Source organism: Brevundimonas sp. AVps4 (assembly GCF_058681525.1).
In genome coordinates this window covers 3,041,610-3,054,889 of sequence record NZ_CM178741.1, presented here as the reverse complement: position 1 = coordinate 3,054,889, position 13,280 = coordinate 3,041,610, and the positions used below count along the sequence as shown (strand labels likewise).

The following is a 13,280-nucleotide window of genomic DNA, read 5'->3' as shown; positions in this document are numbered from 1 at the left end:
GAAGGTCTTAGCCGTTGACGGCGTCCTTCAGCGGCTTGGAGACGCGGAAGCGCACGGCCTTGGAGGCGGCGATCTTGATGGTCGCGCCCGTGGCCGGGTTGCGGCCTTCACGCTCGGCGCGGTCGGCGGTGTCGAAGACGCCCAGGTTCGAGATGCGCACGTCGCCGCCGGCCTTCAGGCTGGCGTGGATGTTTTCGACGATGGCGGTCAGCACCTTGCCGGCGTCGGCCTGCGAGACACCGGCGTCCTTGGCGACGGCGGCGATCAGTTCGGCTTGAGTGGTCATAAGAGACATTTCCAGTGTTAGTCGCCCGATTCAGGGCGAGGACCGGGGGATCAACACGGATTTCGCTTGGCTTTGCAAGCGGTGAAACGGCGCAAAGCCTTATGGGGCGGGGATTATCCGGTTCCGGACGCCCGCTGGAAGCTCTCCACCAGGCTCCCGGCGACCAGTCTCCAGCCGTCCACCAGGACGAAGAAGATCAGTTTGAAGGGTAAGGAAACCACCACTGGCGGAAGCATCATCATACCCATGGACATCAGTACGCTGGCCACCACCAGGTCGATGACAAGGAACGGAACGAAAAGAAGAAATCCGATTTCGAAAGCCTTCTTCAGCTCGCTGATCATGAAGGCCGGTGTGACGACCCGAAGGGGCAGTTCCTGGAGGTTGGTCGGGGGCTCGACGCGGCTCAACCGGGTGAAGAGCGCCAGGTCCGAACGGTCCACCTGGGCCAGCATGAAAGTTTTCACAGGTTCGGACGCCGCATCGAAGGCCTGGGGCAGTTCCATCTGCTGATCCAGCAGCGGGCGGATGCCCGAATCATAGGCGTCCTGCCAGGTCGGGGCCATGACGATGGCGCTCAGGAACAGGGCCAAGGACACCAGAACGGCGTTCGGCGGCGACTGCTGCATGCCGAGCGCGGTGCGCAGCAGGGACAGGACCACGACGATCCGCACGAAGCTGGTGGTCATGATGACGATCGACGGCGCCAGGGACAGCACGGTCATCAGTCCGACCAGTTGGACCACCCGCTGGGTCAGGCCGGCCCCGGTGCCCAGGTCGATGTTGATGGCCGAGCCGGACTGGGCGGCTTCCTGGGCCAGGGCCGCGATCGGCCAGGCCAGGCAGACCAGGGTGGTGATCAGCGACAAGAAGGCCGCGCGCTTCAGTTCGGAGGCGGCGGGAACCGTGAAGACCTTTTCCCGGCTCCGGCGGGTGGAAGGCGGTTTTGCGTCCTTCACTTGAAAATCCCCGGCTGGCGCGGCTCGATCAGTTCGCGGCCTTCGCCCAGCAGGATCAGCCGTTCCTCGTCGTCGATCCGCACCAGGACCAGACGGCGGGCGGGGTCCAGCACCAGGGTCTCGACCACCTGCATCCGCCGTTCGCCGCGTTCGGCGTTCAGCCGGGCCAGCAACTGGGGGGCGTAGCGGCGCGCGGCGTAGGCCGCCAGGCCGATCAGCCCCAGGGTGAAGGCCAGGCCGAAGACGGCGCGGGCAAGATCGAGGAAGTTCATACGCTTTGGGCCCCGGCGCAGTCGGCGCTGTGACCCCAAGTCTTAATCAGCCTGGTTAACGAGGCGTTGAGATAACGCCCTATTAACCATGCAGGCGGCATTTTCTGCCCATTGCGCATTTTTGCGCCGCACGGGAGACCGCCATGGGCGTCGCCGACATTCCGCTGCTGGGACAGATCAAGGGCCGGCTGGGCTGGCTGGACGCCCGCCAGAAGGTCATCGCCGAAAACGTGGCCAACGCCGACACCCCCGGCTTCGTCGGCCGCGACCTGAAACAGCCCAGCGACTTCGCCGCGGCCCTGCGCTCCGGCGGCGGATTGCCGATGGTGCGGACCAACCGGGCCCATCTGGCGCCCGCCGTGGCGCCGCCCCGCTTCGATTCGTCCAAGTCCCCGGACTCTGAGACCACCCTGGACGGCAACTCGGTGGTGGTCGAAGAGCAGATGCTGAAGATGGCCGAGAGCCGCATGGCCTATGACGCCGCCATCGGCTTCTACCAAAAATCCATGTCGATGATCCGCATGGCCGCGCGCAAGCCCGGCGCGGCCTGAACCGGAGGCCTGACCCATGCCTGATCCCGTCCCCCCCTCGAACAGCGCCATGGCCGTGGCGGCCTCGGCTCTGAAGGCCCAGCAGTCGCGCATGCGCGTGATCGCCGAGAACATCGCCAACGCCCAGTCCACGGCCCGCACGCCGGGCGGCGAGCCCTATCGTCGGCAGATCCCCGTCTTTCAGGCGCGAGAGGTGGACGGCGCGACCGGCGTCGCCTTGGCCGAGGTCCGGCCCGACGACAGCGATTTCAAGATGGACTACGACCCCTCCCATCCGGCGGCCAACGCCCAGGGCTATGTGATGCGGCCCAATGTCGACACCCTGGTCGAGGCCATGGACATGCGCGAGGCCCAGCGCGCCTATGAGGCCAATCTGAACGTCATCGAGACGGCGCGGTCGATGGACAGCCGCACCCTCGACATCATCAAACGCTGAGGGACTAGGCCATGAACCCGATGATGGCCGCCAAGGCCTACGCCGCCGTCCAGGGCGGGGCCATGCCCGTCGCCGCCCAGCCGCCCGCCGCCGGCGACAACGGCTTCGCCGACCTGGTCAAGACCGCCATGACCGGGCTCGCCGACCAGACGCGGGCGGCCGAGACCCAGATGACCAAGTCGATCCAGGGCCAGGGCAATCTGATCGACGTGGTCACGGCGCTGAGCTCGGCCGAGGCGTCGCTGGAGACGGTGATGTCCGTCCGCGACCAGGTCATCTCGGCCTATAAGGAAATCATGGCCATGCCGATCTGACCGAGCCGTCGGCGTTCGTCAGTCGGTCTGCCACCACCGCCGCCAAGTCCCGCGCCTGCCCTCGCAGATCGGGCACGGCGGTCATTTCCCAAAAGGCGCCGCGGGTCAAAGGGCCGATGGCGTAAAGGTCTGGGGTTGGGGCGCCCTCGCCCCCGATCAGCTGCCCGCCCTGATCGACCTCCAGCCCCAGGCCGATCGGATCGGGCCGACCGTAGCCCTGGGCCAGCAGATTGCGGATCACCGGCTCGGCGCTGTGCTGAATGACGCCCAGCGGGCCGGTGCAGTTGATCACCAGATCGAACCTGTCCCGGATCGGCCGGCGACGGTGGCGCGGCCGCCAGGCGGCCTCGACCGAACCGTCGTCCAGCACCACTCCGGTCAGCTTGCCCGCCAGCACCGTCAGATCCCCCGCAGCCAGCATGGCGGCGATTTCTCGCGTCACGCCCGGCGCCGTCCGGTGGCGGTGAACATCCCAGAGGGGACGAAGATGACGCAGGAAGCGGCGCTTCTGCTGCGGCGTCCAGGCGCGCCACAGGTCGCGGGCGCCGTGCCTCAGGCGATCGAACACCGCCCGCCAATCGTGGGTCAGGACGGCGCGCCGCACTTGGGACAGGACTTCGGACGGACCGCCCGAAAAGGCGCCGTCGAAGGGCGCCGGTGGAACCGTGGCGTGGCCGCGGGGCAGGAGGCCGTGCCTGGACAGGGCGGTGAACCGCCGTCCCGGTCGCCGAAGCGTCAGGACCGCATCCACCATGGTCAGGCCGGAGCCGATCAGAAGGATGTTGCGCGCAGTTCCGACCGCAGCCGTGTCGATACGCCACGGGTTTTCGACATAGACGGCCGAGGCGCGGACCGTCGCATCGACGCCGGGCGGGGAGGCGGGCTCCAGATTGCCCAGGGCCAGGATCACCGCATCGGCCGCGATGACTTCCGCACCAACCATGATCCGCCAACCGCCGTCGCGGCGGTCGATCGCCTGGGCCTCGCCCTGGACGAGAGTCATTCGCCCCGCCTCGTCCGCATTCCCTTCGAGCGTCTCGGCCAGCAGATGCCGCAGATAGTCGCCGTACACGCCGCGTGTGATGAAGCCGTCCTGGGCGCGCCAGGACGGCTGTTCCGCCAGCCAGTTCGCCAGATGGTCGGGTCGGTCGGGAAAGGCGCTCATATTGTCTAGGCGGACGTTCAGCAGATGGCCGGGATTGCCGGTGTCATAGGCGACGCCGGGACCGAAGGCGTCGCGCCGCTCGATCAGGGTCACCCGCACGATGGGCGACCGCCTCAAGAGCTGTATCGCGGTCAGCAGGCCGCTGAAGCCGGCGCCGATGATCGCCACCCTGGGTCCATGGTCTTGCGACATCGATGCTCCCGTAATGCCCGTGGGGCGACCCTTCACCCTGACAGAACGGGCGGAGGCGGAAGTCGATCATGCCGATAAATATCTATCTGCCAAGTAGGATTTAGATCAATCCGCTTGGCGTCGTCGCCTTAGGGCGAAGGCGGCGCCAAGTTCACGCAAGGCCAGAGGCGCCAGGCTCCACGGTTCGACGCAATAGCGGTGAAACAGGCGCCGGGGATCGTGCAGCAGGCGATAGGCCCATTCCAGCCCGACCCGGCCCATCCAGCGCGGCGCCGACTTCTGAACCCCGGCCTCATAGTCGAAGGCCGCCCCGACCGAAAAGACGACGCAGGCGGGCAGATCGTCGAACACGGTCGCGATCCACGACTCCTGACGAGGCATGCCCATGCCGACGAACAGGATGTGGGGCGAGAAGGCGCGGATGTCCGCCAGGAGGTCGGCGTTGTCCGCAGATCCGGGGCGGGCGTCGAAGAAGCCGTGGCGGGTGCGAATCTCTGCGCCGGGGTAGCGTTCGGCCAGGCGCCGGGCCGCCTCCGGGCCGACGGCGGGCGCCCCGCCGATCGACATGACGCGCCAGCCCTGGCGGTCGGCGACGCTCCAGAAATGGTCCCGCCAGTCCAGATAGGTGGATCGGTGAAAGCCGCGACCGGGCAGGCCGAGGGCGCGCAGGAACCAGATCAGAGGCGTCGAATCGACCTGGATCAGGTCGGCGCGGTCATAGAAGGCCCGCATCTCCGCCTGGGTCTGGATCAGATGCAGGCTGTGCAGATTGTGGTTGGCGATCAGGGTCTTGCGGCCCTCTGCCACCGCCGCCTGAACATGGTGCAGCACCTCTTCGGGCCGGACCAGATCGACCGCCTCGCCCAAGAGGCGCACCCGCTCCTCCGGCCGTCGCTGACGGCGGTAGGGACGCCGCACGGCCGCGCGCCGATCGGGCGTCGTCTGGGTCAGGGTCGGCTGGGCCATGGGCGGATGCTAGGTCGGCTCGCCTCAAGGCGGGGTAAGCGAACAGGCTTAACGCAGGCTGGACGCCGCCTTGCGGCGACGCTTGGAAAATAAAACCGCCCGCCGATGAAAAATCCCTGTTGACCCCGCCCGGACCCTCCCTTAGAGGTCCGCGCCTTCCCGATGGAAACGCCGCAAGGCGCTGCCGACGGGGCCCAGATGGCGGAATTGGTAGACGCGCTGGCTTCAGGTGCCAGTGGCTTAACGGCCGTGGAGGTTCGAGTCCTCTTCTGGGCACCATCTTTCAGACGGCGCCGTGTTTTCGGACACGGCGCCGTCGTCGTTTCCGGCCCCTCATCATGCCTGTCGCGAGGCCGTTTCGCCGCGCGCCTTCGCCGTGTAAGAACCTGTCCATGACCGTTTATCTGCATGAGGGCGACCTGCCCGACGACCTGGACCTGGGGACGGAAGTCGCCATCGATTCCGAGACCATGGGCCTGCGTTTCCGTCGCGACCCCCTGTGCGTGGTCCAGCTGTCGTCCGGCGACGGAAACGCCCATGTGGTGCGGCTGAACCGTCCCGCCTACGACTGTCCGAACCTGAAGCGGCTGCTGACCGACCCGGCCGTGACCAAGATCTTCCACTTCGGTCGCTTCGACATCGGCATGTTCCAGCTGCACCTGGGGGTGGAGACCCGGCCGGTCTATTGCACCAAGATCGCCTCCAAACTGGCCCGGACCTATACGGACCGCCACGGTCTGAAGGACGTTGTGCGCGAACTGGTCGGGGTGGACCTGTCCAAGGCGCAGCAGTCGTCCGACTGGGGCGCGGCCGAGCTGAGCCCGGCCCAGCTGGACTACGCCGCCTCCGACGTTCTTTATCTGCATGCGGCCAAGGCGCGTCTGGATCAGATGCTGGCGCGCGAGGGGCGGGCCGAACTGGCCGCCCGCTGCTTCGACTTCCTGCCGAGCCGTTCGGCGCTCGATCTCGCCGGATGGGACGAGGTCGACATTTTCGCCCACAGCTGAGGCCGTCTTGACCGAACCCGGCGAACAGACCCGCATCGAGGCGGACGAACAGCGGGTCGCCCTGGCCGGGGCGCGCTGGCGCGCCCATTCCCGCCGGGTCAAACTGTATCGCCGCGTCCTGCCGATCATCATCCTGGTGCTGGCGGGGGGCGTCCTGACCTGGACGGTCTTCCGCACCGTCATGTCCGGCGTGGAGCGCAAGGCCAGTCAGGGCCAGGAGGTCCGCCTGGACAAGCCCCTGTTCCACGGCCAGGACGCGCAAGGCCGCGCCTTCACCGTCGGGGCCCAGGGCGCCGTGCGCGATGCGGCGACCGGCCGTTTCCGCCTGATCGGCCCGGCGCTGAAGCTGAACCTGGGCGGGCGCAAGGTCACGGAGATGACCGCCGACGGCGGAACCTATGACGAGCAGGCCAAGACCGTGACCATCGGCCCCAATGTGCGGATTTCGGACGGGGGCACGGGCTTTGTGCTGACCACGCCCGAGGCGGTGGTCGACACCTCGACCGGAATCATCACCGGTTCAAAAGGCGTTCAGGGCGCGGGCCCTATTGGAACCATCAACGCTTCGTCCTATGCGATCTATGATCAGGGCGAGCGCGTGGTGTTCAAAGGCTCCGGCGACACCAAGATAAGCGGAACCATCAATCCCTCGGGATCAGGCGAATGACGGCGATGACAGCGAAAACCCCTTACGTCCGGACCGCAGCAGCCCTCACGGCGCTGACCCTTCTGGCCTTGCCGGCCGTGGGCGACGCGCAAACCGCCCGCACGACCTCTCGCCAGCCGATCGCCATCGGCGCTGACGACGGCGAAGCCGCTCCCGATCGCGTGAGCCTGCGCGGCCGCGTCGAAATCATCCAGGGCGACAATCGTCTGCGGTCCGAGGCCATGACCGCCTATCGCGACGCCCAGGGCCAGATCACCCGGGTCGAGGCTAGGGGGACCGTCTATTTCGTCACCCCGACCCAGTCGATGCGCGGCGACCAGGCTGTCTATACGCCCTCGAACGGCGAACTGATCGTGACCGGCAATGTCGTCCTGAACCAGGGCAAGAACGTTCTGACCGGCGGCCGGCTGACCTATAACGTCAACACCGATGCGGCCGCCATGTCGGGCGCCCCGCGAGGCCAAGGCGCCGGCAGCCGCATCCAGGGCGTCTTCTATCCCGACGGAACCAACTGAGGCCGCGGCCCAGCTGAGCACGGATCTCGACCTTTGGCGCGTAAAGAACTCTCAGCCCTGAATCTGGACGATCGGCCGGCGCCCGAGCCGACGCCTGAGGTCGCGCGCGCGGAAAAGGGCCTGCGGGTGCGCAACATCGCCCGCGCGTTCGGCGCCCGGCAGGTGGTGCGCGACGTCTCCCTGACCGTCCAGCGGGGCGAGGTCGCGGGCCTGCTCGGCCCCAACGGCGCCGGCAAGACCACCTGTTTCTACATGATCACTGGCCTGATCCCGCCCGATTCCGGCTCGATCTGGCTGGACGGCGAGGAGATCACCGGCCAGCCCATGTATCAGCGCAGCCGCATGGGCCTGGGCTATCTGGCCCAGGAAGCCTCCATCTTCCGCGGCATGACGGTGGAGCAGAACATCAAGGCTGTGGCCGAACTGAACTATCCGCGCGACCGGGTCGAGGCGGAGACGGAGCGGCTGCTGGGTGAACTGCACATCGACCATCTGCGTCACGCCCCGGCCACCGCCCTGTCGGGCGGCGAGCGGCGCCGGGTCGAGATCGCCCGGGCGCTTGCGGGACGCCCCTCCTTCATCCTGCTGGACGAGCCCTTCGCCGGCATCGACCCCCTGGCCATCGCCGACATCCGTTCGGTGATCCGCTATCTGGCGGGGCAGGGGATCGGCGTCCTGATCACCGACCACAATGTGCGCGAGACCCTGGACATCACTGATCGGGTTTCGATCATCTCGGGCGGCGCGGTCCTGTTCGAAGGCACGGCGGACGAGGCGGTCAACGACCCCGAGGTGCGGCGGGTCTATCTGGGCGAAAACTACATCTGATCGAAGGGCGGCGGCGCTCTGCCCGCCGGTCGCCAAGGCTCAGACTTGCAAGTCAGGACGCGCCCGCATCCCCCGTTTGTCGGGCGTTAACCAATGGGCGGCACTCTCGACAGCAAGTTCCGGGCCAGTTTCGCGCCCGCAGGAAAACCGCACGTGATCGGGCAGCGTCTAGAGATCAGACAGGGGCAGGGGCTCGTCATCACGCCCCAGCTGCAGCAGGCGATCAAGCTGCTGCAACTGTCCAATCTCGAGCTGGAGGAGTTCGTCGAGGCCGAGCTGGAGCGCAATCCGCTGCTGCAACGCGACGAGCCCGAGGGCGCAGAGGCCGACGCGCCCGAAAAGGCGGCCGATCCCGTCGCCGATCAGGAAATGTCTTTCGGCGAAGGGGTGGGCCAGGATTCGGTCGCCGCGATGGACGCCGGTTCCGACGACGTCTATGGCGACGCGGCGCCTGGGGAACGCACCAGCGACCGACTGGTCGACGAGGCTCAGCCCGGCCTGTCGGACTGGTCCAGCGCCGGCAAGGGCGGCGTCGTGTTCGAAGGCGACGGCGAGCGCCCCGACGCCCATGAACCCACCCTGTGGGAGCATCTCCAGGCCCAGGCCTCTTCGGCGGGCCTGTCGCCGGCCGACCACGGCATCGCCCTGACCCTGATTGATGCGACGGACGAAGGGGGCTATCTGCGCGGCGAACTGGCGGAGTTCGCCGATCGGCTGGGGGTCGATCTGGCGCGGATCGAGGCGGTTCTGGCCGTCTGCCACGGGTTCGAACCGACCGGCGTCATGGCCCGTTCCGTGCCCGAATGCCTGAAGCTGCAGCTGATCGAGCGCAATCGCTTCGATCCGGCCATGGCGGCCCTGCTGGACAATCTGGACCTTTTGGCGCGTCGGGATATGGCGGGGCTGAAGAAGGTCTGCGGCGTCGATGCCGAGGATCTGAACGAGATGATCGCCGAGCTGAAGGGGCTGACCCCGCGGCCCGGCGCCGGCTTCGGCGGCGAACCCGCCCAGACGGTGGTTCCTGACGTCCATGTGCGGCCTGATCCCGCCGGCGGCTGGCGGGTCGAACTGAACGCCGACACCCTGCCGCGCCTGCTGATCGACAAACGCTACCATGGACTGGTCCAGGCCGGCGCGCGGTCGGAAACGGAAAAGACCTTCGTCGCCGAATGCGCGGCCCAGGCCAGCTGGCTGGTCAAGTCGCTGGACCAGAGGGCCAAGACCATCCTGAAGGTGGCCTCTGAAATCGTGCGTCAGCAGGACGCCTTCCTGGCCTTCGGGGTCGAGTTCCTGCGTCCGTTGAATCTGAAGACCGTGGCCGACGCCATCGGCATGCATGAATCGACGGTCAGCCGCGTCACCTCGAACAAATATGTCTCGACCCCGCGCGGGGTGTTCGAACTGAAATTCTTCTTCACCGCCGCCATCCAATCGACCGACGGCGCCGCCAGCCATTCGGCCGAAGCCGTCCGTCATAAGATAAAAACCATGATCGACGGCGAGAGCCTGGGGGGGGACATTTTGTCCGACGACAGAATCGTCGAAATCCTTAAGGAAACCGGCATCGACATCGCCCGCCGAACAGTCGCCAAGTATCGGGAAGCCTTGAGAATTCCGTCGTCCGTCGAGCGTCGCAGAATGGTTAGGGGCGCCTGCCAAGCGTGACCACAAATCGGTGATCCCGATTGACACCAAATGCGAGCGGGAGCGTTCTATCCTCATGCAAGTCCAAGTCAGCGGCAAGCAAGTGGATGTCGGCGAAGCGTTAGGCTCGCGCATCTCCCAGGAACTCGAAGAAGGGGTCGGAAAATACTTCGCCCGCGGCGGTGACGACGCCGAGGTCGTGGTGTCCAAGGACGGCCACGGCTTCAAGGTGGACTGTTGGGTCCGCCTCGCGTCGGGCCAGACTCTGGTGACGACGGGTATGGGCGGCGACGCCCACTCCGCCTTCACCGAGGCGCTGGACCGTCTCGAAAAGCGCGTCCGCCGCTATAAGCGCCGGCTCAAGGACCACCATATCGGACCCAAGGGTCTGTCGCCTGAAAAGACCGAAGACGCCGCGCGCGAAGTCGCCCGTAGCATCGTGCTGCGGGATCCCGACAGCGTGGAGGACGACGTCTTCGGCGACGCCGGCGACAGCGACGGTCCGCCCCCGGTCGGCATGGTCATCGCCGAAACCGAGCATGAGATCCGCACCATCACCGTGGGGCGGGCCGTGCTCGAGCTGGACATGACGGGCTATCCGGTCGTCCTGTTCCGCAACGCCGCCCACGGCGGTCTGTCGGTCGTCTATCGCCGTCCTGACGGCAATGTCGGCTGGATCGACCCCGAACGTACCGGCAAGACCAACGGCCACTAGGTGAACAGCCGCGTTTGACTTTGTCGCGGGAGCCTCTAAAGGGGCGCCCGCGACAGCCATTCGCCTGTCTGGAGTCGGCTACAATGCATATCGCAGACCTCCTGGCGCCCAACGGCGTAGTGCTGCGCGGCGGCGCTTCTTCCAAGCGGCAAGCGCTGCACGCGGTCGCTGAGGCGGCCGCCCAGGCCATGGGCGTGGATCAGACCCGCGTGTTCGAAGCCCTGCTGGAGCGCGAAGCCCTGGGCTCCACCGGCCTTGGGTCGGGCGTCGCCGTGCCGCACGCCCGGCTGAAGGAGATCGATCGGGTTTCGGCCGTCTTCGTGCGCCTGGATTCGCCGGTCGCCTATGACGCCGTCGACGATCGCCCGGTGGATCTTCTGTTCGCCCTGTTCGCTCCGCCCAAGGATGGGGCCGAGCATCTGCGCGCGCTGGCCGCGGCGTCTCGCGCCCTGCGTTCAGCCGAGCTGAGGGAGCAGTTGCGTCAGGCGCACACCGCCGACGCGATCCGCGCCCTCTTCGTCAAGGACGACGCTCCCGCGACCGCCGCCTGACAGCAGGCGGCGGCCTCTTCCCTTTCCGCTCAGTGAACCGAGACGGGCTCCAGCTCGTGTGCGACGGCGGCCGCAAAGGCGGTGTCGCGGTCCAGCATCACTGCCAGGCGTTCGCCGTCGGCGCTGTGGACGGCGTAGAGCGACTGGTTCGGGTCGAAGGCGACGTCCTTCATCTCGACCGCCTCTTCCAGCAGGTCGGACGCCTTCACCTCGCGCACATAGACGAGGTCAGGGGCGCCCAGGCCCGCAAAATCTTCCTTGGTCATAATCGGCGTCATAGGACCGCCTCCTTTGATTTCACAACGCCCGGATCGCCGGGCGGTTCGAACGGCCGCGCTTTTCAGCTCGCCGTGATGGGAATGCGCCGCACCTGGCGTTCCGCCTCGGGCCGGATCAGATCGACGTGTAGCAGACCGTGTTCCAGCCGCGCGCCCTGAACCTCCAGCCCGTCGGCGAGGACGAAGCTCCTGACGAAGCCGCGAGAGGCGATGCCGCGATGCAGGAAGGCCTGTTCGCCCTTGCCGGCCTCGTCGCGCTTGCCGGCGATGATCAGTTGACGCCCCTCAAGCGTGATAGACAGCTCGTCTGGCGAAAAGCCGGCGACAGCCAGGCTGATCCGAACCCCCGTGTCGGCGATCTGCTCGACATTATAGGGCGGATAGCTCTCGGCGGCGGCCTTGGCGGCGCGGTCGATCAGGGCGCGCGTATGGTCAAAGCCCAGCAGAAAGGGGCTGTCGAACAGAACGGTGCGGGTCGTCGTCATCTGGGTCCTCGAAAAAGCGACCGACCGACGGCCTCCCGCGAACGGCAAGACCTTCGATCACAGATGAAGATGGGGGCGGACGGGGACGGGATCAACCGCCCCTGTCCATGACCTCAGTGGATGGCTTCGCCATGCTGGGTATAGTCCAGTCCCTCGACCTCTTCGTCCCTGGCGACGCGCAGGCCGGTGGTGAACTTGCAGATCATCAGGACCACGAAGGTGCCCGCCGCGCTCCAGGCGATTGCGCCGACCAGGCCGACCGCCTGTTTCCACACGGTCGCCCCCTCCGCCAGGGCGTTGACGCTGGTGGTGGCGAAGACGCCGGTCAAAAGGGCGCCGACGATGCCGCCGATCCCGTGCACGCCGAAGGCGTCCAGACTGTCGTCGTATTTCAGGGCGTGCTTCAGCCAGACCGCTCCGGCGTAGCAGGCCGGGCCGGCGATCAGGCCGATGAAGAAGGCGCCCTTGGGATCGACGAAGCCGGCGGCGGGGGTGATGGCGACCAGACCGCCCACGATGCCGGACAGCAGGCCCAGCAGGGTCGGGCGTTTGCGGTCGAACCATTCGATCGCCATCCAGCCCAGGGCGGCGGCTGCGGCGGCCAGGATGGTGTTGAAGGCGGCGGTGGCGGCCAGGGCGTCGGCCGCCCCGGCCGACCCGGCGTTGAAGCCGATCCAGCCGACCAGAAGCAGGCCCGTGCCGATGGCGCTATAGACCAGATTGGCCGGGGCCATGTTGTCGCGGCCGAAGCCGTGGCGCGGCCCCAGCACCAGGGCGCAGACCAGGCCGGCGACGCCCGCATTGACGTGAACCACCGCACCGCCCGCGAAATCCAGCACCCCCAGTCCGCCCAGATAGCCGCCGCCCCAGACCTGATGGCAGATCGGCGCATAGACGATCAGGTGCCACAGGGCGAAGAACAGCAGGCTGGCCGAAAACTTCATTCGTTCGGCGAAGGCGCCGGCGATCAGGGCCGGGGTTATGATGGCGAAGGTCATCTGGAAACTGACGAACAACAGTTCGGGCAGGCCCGGCAGCAGGCTGTGCGCCGTCTGCATCGTCACCCCGTTCAGGAAGGCCGCCTGGACCCCGCCGATCAGACCGTTGACCGCATCGGGCCCCTTGCCGAACGACAGGCTGTAGCCGACCAGGAACCACAGCACCGAGACGAGGGCGAAGGCCGCCGCCGACTGGGCGATGACGCTGATGATGTTCTTCTTCCTGACCATGCCGCCGTAGAACAGGGCCAGGCCCGGCAGGGTCATCAGCAGGACCAGGGCGGTGGAGGTCAGAATCCAGGCCGTCGCCGCATTGTCGATGACCAGCGGCGCCTGGTGGGCCAGCAGGGCGGGCGCCGCCAGGGCCGGTGAGGCGAGCGACGCCGCCCCGACGGCGGTGAAGGCGGAAAGGGCGGCGGTTCGGGTCATTTCAGGCGTCTCGGGGAGGAGA

18 protein-coding genes and 1 tRNA gene are annotated in these 13,280 nt (G+C 67.2%); 11 read left to right on the top strand and 8 right to left on the bottom strand.

The features are described from left to right. Window positions 1-7 precede the first annotated feature (7 nt). From ACW178_RS15210 to ACW178_RS15200, 3 genes are all read right to left on the bottom strand, one after another. Entirely contained in the window at window positions 8-286 is a 279-nt protein-coding gene (locus ACW178_RS15210) for an HU family DNA-binding protein (RefSeq protein WP_054766654.1), read from the bottom strand. 113 nt (window positions 287-399) lie between these two features. Further along, window positions 400-1,173, bottom strand: coding sequence for a flagellar type III secretion system pore protein FliP (gene fliP / locus ACW178_RS15205; RefSeq protein WP_183215264.1), 774 nt, complete (start codon window positions 1,171-1,173; stop codon window positions 400-402). A gap of 68 nt (window positions 1,174-1,241) precedes the next feature. Further along, the gene (locus ACW178_RS15200) at window positions 1,242-1,517 is read right to left on the bottom strand and encodes a flagellar biosynthetic protein FliO (RefSeq protein ID WP_152950966.1); all 276 of its coding nucleotides are present in this window, start codon (window positions 1,515-1,517) and stop codon (window positions 1,242-1,244) included. 143 nt (window positions 1,518-1,660) lie between these two features. On the opposite strand from ACW178_RS15200, the gene ACW178_RS15195 reads away from it, so the two are divergent. Genes ACW178_RS15195 through fliE form a run of 3 tightly spaced genes read left to right on the top strand, consistent with a single transcriptional unit; the run spans window position 1,661 to window position 2,818 of the window. Beyond that, entirely contained in the window at window positions 1,661-2,068 is a 408-nt protein-coding gene (locus ACW178_RS15195; protein ID WP_183215095.1) for a flagellar basal body protein, read from the top strand. 49 nt (window positions 2,069-2,117) lie between these two features. Continuing rightward, entirely contained in the window at window positions 2,118-2,504 is a 387-nt protein-coding gene (gene flgC, locus ACW178_RS15190; protein WP_054766651.1) for a flagellar basal body rod protein FlgC, read from the top strand. An 11-nt stretch (window positions 2,505-2,515) separates the two neighbouring features. Next, window positions 2,516-2,818: a flagellar hook-basal body complex protein FliE gene (gene fliE / locus ACW178_RS15185; protein WP_054766650.1), complete on the top strand. Its 303-nt coding sequence runs from the start codon at window positions 2,516-2,518 to the stop codon at window positions 2,816-2,818. Here the strand turns inward: fliE and ACW178_RS15180 are convergent. Together ACW178_RS15180 and ACW178_RS15175 are read right to left on the bottom strand one after the other, a co-directional pair. Next, window positions 2,799-4,175 (bottom strand): FAD/NAD(P)-binding protein, encoded by a 1,377-nt coding sequence (locus ACW178_RS15180; protein WP_287104713.1) that lies wholly within the window; start codon window positions 4,173-4,175, stop codon window positions 2,799-2,801. The two genes, fliE and ACW178_RS15180, sit on opposite strands and share 20 nt — an antisense overlap. Before the next feature lie 105 nt (window positions 4,176-4,280). Further along, complete coding sequence (locus ACW178_RS15175; protein WP_287104714.1) at window positions 4,281-5,141, bottom strand: WecB/TagA/CpsF family glycosyltransferase; 861 nt, start codon at window positions 5,139-5,141, stop codon at window positions 4,281-4,283. Window positions 5,142-5,333: 192 nt separating this feature from the next. Between ACW178_RS15175 and ACW178_RS15170 the strand changes: the two genes are divergently transcribed. From ACW178_RS15170 to ptsN, 8 genes are all read left to right on the top strand, one after another. Further along, window positions 5,334-5,420, top strand: a tRNA-Leu gene (locus ACW178_RS15170). 113 nt (window positions 5,421-5,533) lie between these two features. Then, window positions 5,534-6,148, top strand: a complete 615-nt coding sequence (locus tag ACW178_RS15165) for a ribonuclease D (RefSeq protein ID WP_182714242.1) — start codon at window positions 5,534-5,536, stop codon at window positions 6,146-6,148. 7 nt (window positions 6,149-6,155) lie between these two features. After that, complete coding sequence (gene lptC / locus ACW178_RS15160) at window positions 6,156-6,815, top strand: LPS export ABC transporter periplasmic protein LptC (protein ID WP_191554497.1); 660 nt, start codon at window positions 6,156-6,158, stop codon at window positions 6,813-6,815. Window positions 6,816-6,820: 5 nt separating this feature from the next. Next, window positions 6,821-7,330, top strand: a complete 510-nt coding sequence (locus ACW178_RS15155; RefSeq protein ID WP_224762147.1) for an LptA/OstA family protein — start codon at window positions 6,821-6,823, stop codon at window positions 7,328-7,330. 33 nt (window positions 7,331-7,363) lie between these two features. Beyond that, window positions 7,364-8,158: an LPS export ABC transporter ATP-binding protein gene (lptB, locus tag ACW178_RS15150; protein ID WP_492024735.1), complete on the top strand. Its 795-nt coding sequence runs from the start codon at window positions 7,364-7,366 to the stop codon at window positions 8,156-8,158. 153 nt (window positions 8,159-8,311) lie between these two features. Then, window positions 8,312-9,823: an RNA polymerase factor sigma-54 gene (gene rpoN / locus ACW178_RS15145; RefSeq protein WP_183215091.1), complete on the top strand. Its 1,512-nt coding sequence runs from the start codon at window positions 8,312-8,314 to the stop codon at window positions 9,821-9,823. A 55-nt stretch (window positions 9,824-9,878) separates the two neighbouring features. After that, window positions 9,879-10,517: a ribosome hibernation-promoting factor, HPF/YfiA family gene (gene hpf, locus ACW178_RS15140; protein WP_054766642.1), complete on the top strand. Its 639-nt coding sequence runs from the start codon at window positions 9,879-9,881 to the stop codon at window positions 10,515-10,517. Between the two features lie 83 nt (window positions 10,518-10,600). Further along, entirely contained in the window at window positions 10,601-11,068 is a 468-nt protein-coding gene (gene ptsN, locus ACW178_RS15135) for a PTS IIA-like nitrogen regulatory protein PtsN (protein ID WP_201463120.1), read from the top strand. Between the two features lie 29 nt (window positions 11,069-11,097). Here ptsN and ACW178_RS15130 read toward each other — a convergent pair whose 3' ends face one another. The 3 genes from ACW178_RS15130 to ACW178_RS15120 form a co-directional block, all read right to left on the bottom strand. Further along, complete coding sequence (locus ACW178_RS15130) at window positions 11,098-11,346, bottom strand: DUF1150 family protein (RefSeq protein WP_054766640.1); 249 nt, start codon at window positions 11,344-11,346, stop codon at window positions 11,098-11,100. A 62-nt stretch (window positions 11,347-11,408) separates the two neighbouring features. Then, entirely contained in the window at window positions 11,409-11,831 is a 423-nt protein-coding gene (locus ACW178_RS15125) for an Hsp20 family protein (RefSeq protein WP_348683957.1), read from the bottom strand. Between the two features lie 113 nt (window positions 11,832-11,944). Beyond that, window positions 11,945-13,258 carry an ammonium transporter gene (locus tag ACW178_RS15120; RefSeq protein ID WP_492024734.1) on the bottom strand — a complete coding sequence of 438 codons (1,314 nt, stop codon included), beginning with the start codon at window positions 13,256-13,258 and terminating at the stop codon, window positions 11,945-11,947. Between the last annotated feature and the right edge of the window lie 22 nt (window positions 13,259-13,280).